The sequence below is a fragment of the Bradyrhizobium sp. genome, assembly GCF_016462955.1.
Taxonomy (GTDB): Bacteria; Pseudomonadota; Alphaproteobacteria; order Rhizobiales; family Xanthobacteraceae; genus Bradyrhizobium.
Window position 1 is genome coordinate 2,616 of record NZ_JAEMSD010000341.1, and the last position, 5,038, is coordinate 7,653.

The following is a 5,038-nucleotide window of genomic DNA, read 5'->3' on the forward strand; positions in this document are numbered from 1 at the left end:
GACATGGACGCGGCAGCACGAGCTACCGATCCGCAAGCCGGCTGCACCTTTCTATTGGAGGCATCCGCGCGCGGCCGCGCGGAGCCGGACGTCAAGCTCGCATAGGAGACAGCGGCAGCCTACGACCACGTTCTCGCAACCACCAAGAAACATTCTGACACCCAAGGGAGTGAAACATGCTCAAACTGAAGACGACCTTCCTCGCGCTGGCGCTGGCCGGCGCGGCCACTATGGCAACAGGCGTCGCCGCGCTCGCCCAGAAGGCGACCGTCGGCATCGCCATGCCGACCAAATCCTCGGCGCGCTGGATCGACGACGGCAACAACATGGTCAAGGTGCTGAAGGAGCGCGGCTACAACACCGACCTGCAATATGCCGAGGACGACATTCCGAACCAGCTCTCGCAGGTCGAGAACATGGTGACCAAAGGCGTCAAGGCGCTGGTGATCGCCGCGATCGACGGCACCACGCTCTCCGACGTGCTCAAGCAGGCGAAAGCAAAAGGCATCACCGTGATCGCCTATGACCGGCTGATCCGCGGCACGCCGAATGTCGACTACTACGCAACGTTCGACAATTTCCAGGTCGGCGTGCTGCAGGCTCAGTCGATCGAGCAGGGGCTCGGCCTCAAGGAAGGCAAGGGACCCTTCAACATCGAGTTGTTCGGCGGCTCGCCCGACGACAACAACGCCTACTTCTTCTACAACGGCGCCATGAGCGTGCTGAAGCCGTATATCGACAGCGGCAAGCTCGTCGTCGTCTCCGGCCAGATGGGCATGGACAAGGTCGCGACCCTGCGCTGGGACGGCGCCACTGCTCAGGCCCGCATGGACAATCTGCTCAGCGCCTACTACGGCAACAAGAAGCTCAATGCCGTGCTGTCGCCCTATGACGGCATCTCGATCGGCATCATCTCCTCGCTGAAAGGCGTCGGCTATGGCAGCGCCGGCCAGCCGATGCCCGTCATCTCGGGCCAGGATGCCGAGGTGCCTTCGATCAAGGCGATGCTGCGGGGCGACCAGTATTCCACCATCTTCAAGGATACCCGCGACCTCGCCAAGGTCACCGCCGACATGGTCGACGCCGCGCTCGCCGGCAAGGACGTCACGGTCAACGACAGCAAGACCTACGAGAACGGCGTCAAGACCGTACCGTCCTATCTGCTCAAGCCGGTGGTGGTCTACAAGGACAATTGGGAGAAGGTGCTGGTCGACAGCGGCTACTACAAGAAGTCGCAGTTCCAGTAGATTTCTTCCGCCGTCGTTCCGGGGCGCCCAAAGGGCGAACTATGGTGCGCTCTTGCGCACCTGAGAACCTCGAGACTCCGGGTTCGATGCTTCGCATCGCCCCGGAATGACGGCGGAAGGATGGATCTAAGTTCAAGGACACGATGCCATGACCGCCATGCTGGAGATGTGCAACGTCAGCAAGAGCTTTGCCGGCGTGCAGGCGCTGCGTGATGTCAATTTCTCGGTTCGCGCCGGGCAGATCCACGCGCTCGTCGGCGAGAATGGTGCCGGCAAGTCGACGCTGATGAAGGTGCTGAGCGGAGTCTATCCGCACGGTAGCTACGAGGGGACCATCGTCTTCGATGGCGCGGAGCGGCGCTTCCGCGACATCAATGATTCCGAGGCGCTGGGCATCATCATCATCCACCAGGAGCTGGCGCTGATCCCGCTGATGTCGATCGCGGAAAATATCTTCCTGTCGCATCCGCCATCGAAGTTCGGCGTGATCGACCGCGACGAGGTGTACCGTCGCACGCGGGAGCTGCTCGCCCAGGTCGGCCTGAAGGAATCGCCGGATACGCTGATCACCGATCTCGGCGTCGGCAAGCAGCAGCTGGTCGAGATCGCCAAGGCGCTCTCCAAGCGGGTGCGCATGCTGATCCTGGACGAGCCGACCGCGAGCCTCAACGAGGCCGACAGCGCCGCGCTGCTCGAGCGCCTAATGGCGTTCCGCGAGCAGGGCATCAGCTCGATCCTGATCTCGCACAAGCTCAATGAGGTCGCCAAGGTCGCCGATCACATCACGGTGCTGCGCGACGGCCGCACCGTCGACAGCATCGATTGCCATGCTGAGCCGATCCAGGAAGACCGCATCATCCGCAGCATGGTCAACCGCGATCTTGCTCATCGCTTCCCGGAGCGCAGCGCGAAGATCGGCGAGCCCGTTCTCACGGTCGAGAACTGGTCGGTCTATCACCCCATTCACCCCGACCGCCAGGTGATCAAGAACGTCAACTTCGTTGTCAGGCGAGGCGAGGTCGTTGGCATCGCCGGCCTGATGGGAGCCGGCCGCACCGAGTTCGCGATGAGCCTGTTCGGCCGCTCATGGGGCACCGCCATCAGCGGCAGTCTCCGGCTCGAGGGCAGGCAGATGACGCTGCCGAACGTCGCGGCCGCGATCGACGCCGGCCTTGCCTACGTCACCGAGGACCGCAAGCAGCTCGGGCTGATCCTTGCCGACGATGTTCGCAAGAACATCACGCTCGCGAGCCTCGACCAGATCGCGCCTCGGCGCGTGATCGACGACATCGCTGAGCTGAAGGTCGCCAGCGACTACCGCACCCGCATGCGCATCCGCTGCTCCGACGTCTACCAGGAGACCGGCCAGCTCTCCGGGGGCAACCAACAGAAGGTGGTGCTGTCGAAATGGCTGATGACGGACCCCAAGGTCCTGATTCTGGACGAGCCGACCCGGGGCATCGACGTTGGTGCCAAGTACGAGATTTACTGTATCATCAACGAGCTGGCGGAGGCGGGCCGCGGCGTCGTGGTGATCTCCTCGGAAATGCCCGAGCTGCTCGGCATCTGCGACCGCATCTGCGTCATGAATGACGGCGCCTTCGTTGGCGAGTTCAGCGGCAGAGATGCGACGCAGGAGAAGATCATGCGCGCCATCATGCGCAACGAACGAAGCATTGGGAACGCCGCGCCCGCGGCCGCGGAGATGGGAGGAATGCAGCCATGACCGACAAGACGGTATCGCTGCCTGAAGAAGGCCGGCACGGCAGCTTCATCAAGAACAATCTGCGTAACTACGGCATGTTGATGTCGCTGATCGCGATCATGCTGTTCTTCCAGGTCATGACCGGCGGCACGCTGCTGCAGCCTCTCAACCTCACCAACCTGGTGCTGCAGAACAGCTACATCGTCATCATGGCGCTCGGCATGCTGCTCGTCATCGTCACCGGGCATATCGACCTGTCGGTCGGCTCGGTCGCAGGCTTCATCGGTGCGGTCGCCGCCGTGCTGATGGTAACCTACAAGGTCGACTACACGCTCGCCTTCATCGCTTGCCTCCTGGTCGGTGCCGCCATCGGCGCCGCGCAGGGCTATTGGGTGGCCTATTTCAAGATCCCGTCCTTCATCGTCACGCTTGCCGGCATGCTGGTGTTCAAGGGCCTCGCGCTCGCGGTGTTGCAGGGCCAGTCGCTCGGCCCGTTCCCGGCGACGTTCCAGAAGCTGTCCTCAGGCTTCATTCCTGAACTGCTGCCCGAGGCCGGCACGCTGCATCCGACCTCCATGCTGATCGGCGCCGCGCTCGCGCTCGGCCTCGTCTACGCCAGCGCCAAGGGCCGCTCACGCGAGCAGTCGCACGGTATCGAGGTTGAGCCTTATGCGTTCTTTCTCGGCAAGAGCATCCTGCTCGCCTGCGCCGTGCTCTACTTCACCTATCTGATTGCCTCGCACCGCGGCCTGCCCAACGTCCTGGTGATCATGACCGCGCTGATCGCGCTCTACGGCTTCGTCACCCGCCGCACCGTGATCGGGCGGCAGATCTACGCGGTCGGCGGCAATGCCAAAGCGGCAAGCCTGTCTGGCATCAAGACCGAGCGGTTGACCTTCCTCACCTTCGTCAACATGGGGGTGCTCGCCGCGCTCGCCGGGCTCGTTTTCGCCGCCCGCCTCAACACCGCGACGCCTAAAGCGGGGCTCGGCTTCGAGCTCGACGTCATCGCCGCCTGCTTCATCGGCGGCGCCTCTGCCTATGGCGGGGTGGGGCGCGTCGGCGGCGCCGTGGTCGGCGCCATGATCATGGGCGTGATGAACAACGGCATGTCCATCCTCGGCATCGGCATCGACTATCAGCAGGTGATCAAGGGGCTGGTGCTGCTCGGAGCGGTGTGTATTGACGTCTACAATCAGCGGCGGTAGCCGCATTGACGGTCCGGTAGGGGTGGCAAAAGGCGCAACGCGCGTGCGCGCAGCGATGCGGACCATCGCAAGAGGTTCACTGCCATGCTGATTGCCTGCGGCGATGCGCTGATCGATTTCGTGCCGACGCGGAACGTCGACGGGCGCGCGGCCGTGATGCCGGCGGTCGGCGGCTCCTGCCTCAATGTTGCGATCGGCTTGGCGCGGCTGGGCGCGCAGGCCGGCTTCGTCGGCGGCATCTCCACCGACCTGTTCGGACGGATGATCGCCGATCACGCCGCAGCGTCGAACGTCGACCTCGGTCTTGCCACGCGGAGCGATCACCAGACCACGCTCGCTTTCGTTCGCGTCGTTGCCGGGGAGTCGCACTACGCCTTCTACGACGCCGGAACTGCGACGCGGAACTGGAGCTATCGGCGCGGGACGATTGACTTCGGGGACGTGGAGGCCGTCCATGTCGGTTCGACCACGCTGGTCGACGACCCCGGCGCGGCGGAGACGATGGCGCTGGTCACCGATGCGCGGGCGACGTCGACGATCTCCTTCGATCCCAACTGTCGCCCCAACCTCGTCAAGGACAAGCCGGCCTATCTCGCGCGCATGGCCGCGTTTGCCGCCGAGGCCGATCTCGTCAAGATGTCCGACGTCGATTTTGCCTACCTCTTTGGGGACGAGCCATATCGGCAGCGTGCGACCGCACTGCTCGGGCAGGGCGCGAGCCTCGTCGTCATCACGCGCGGCAGCGGCGGCGCGATGGCCTGGCACGCAGGAGTGGGGCAGATCGAGGTCGCCGCGCCCAAGGTCGAAGTGGCCGACACGATCGGCGCCGGCGACAGTTTTCAGGCCGCTCTGCTGTTCGCCCTGCATGAACAGGGTCG

At 64.0% G+C, this 5,038-nt stretch carries 4 protein-coding genes and 1 pseudogene; all 5 read left to right on the forward strand.

Annotated elements, in window-relative coordinates:
* Positions 1–105, forward strand: a pseudogene (locus tag JHD07_RS27420) (SMP-30/gluconolactonase/LRE family protein); the annotation flags it as partial.
* Between the two features lie 71 nt (positions 106–176).
* On the forward strand, positions 177–1,247 hold the full coding sequence (chvE, locus tag JHD07_RS27425) for a multiple monosaccharide ABC transporter substrate-binding protein (RefSeq protein WP_291627747.1): 1,071 nt from the start codon (positions 177–179) through the stop codon (positions 1,245–1,247).
* Between the two features lie 148 nt (positions 1,248–1,395).
* A complete protein-coding gene (gene mmsA, locus JHD07_RS27430; RefSeq protein ID WP_291627749.1) occupies positions 1,396–2,973 on the forward strand; it encodes a multiple monosaccharide ABC transporter ATP-binding protein in 1,578 nt (525 codons plus the stop codon).
* Positions 2,970–4,160, forward strand: a complete 1,191-nt coding sequence (gene mmsB / locus JHD07_RS27435) for a multiple monosaccharide ABC transporter permease (RefSeq protein ID WP_291627751.1) — start codon at positions 2,970–2,972, stop codon at positions 4,158–4,160. Before mmsA ends, mmsB begins: the two co-directional genes overlap by 4 nt.
* A gap of 84 nt (positions 4,161–4,244) precedes the next feature.
* On the forward strand, positions 4,245–5,038 hold a 794-nt coding region (locus JHD07_RS27440), incomplete at its 3' end, for a carbohydrate kinase (RefSeq protein WP_291627753.1).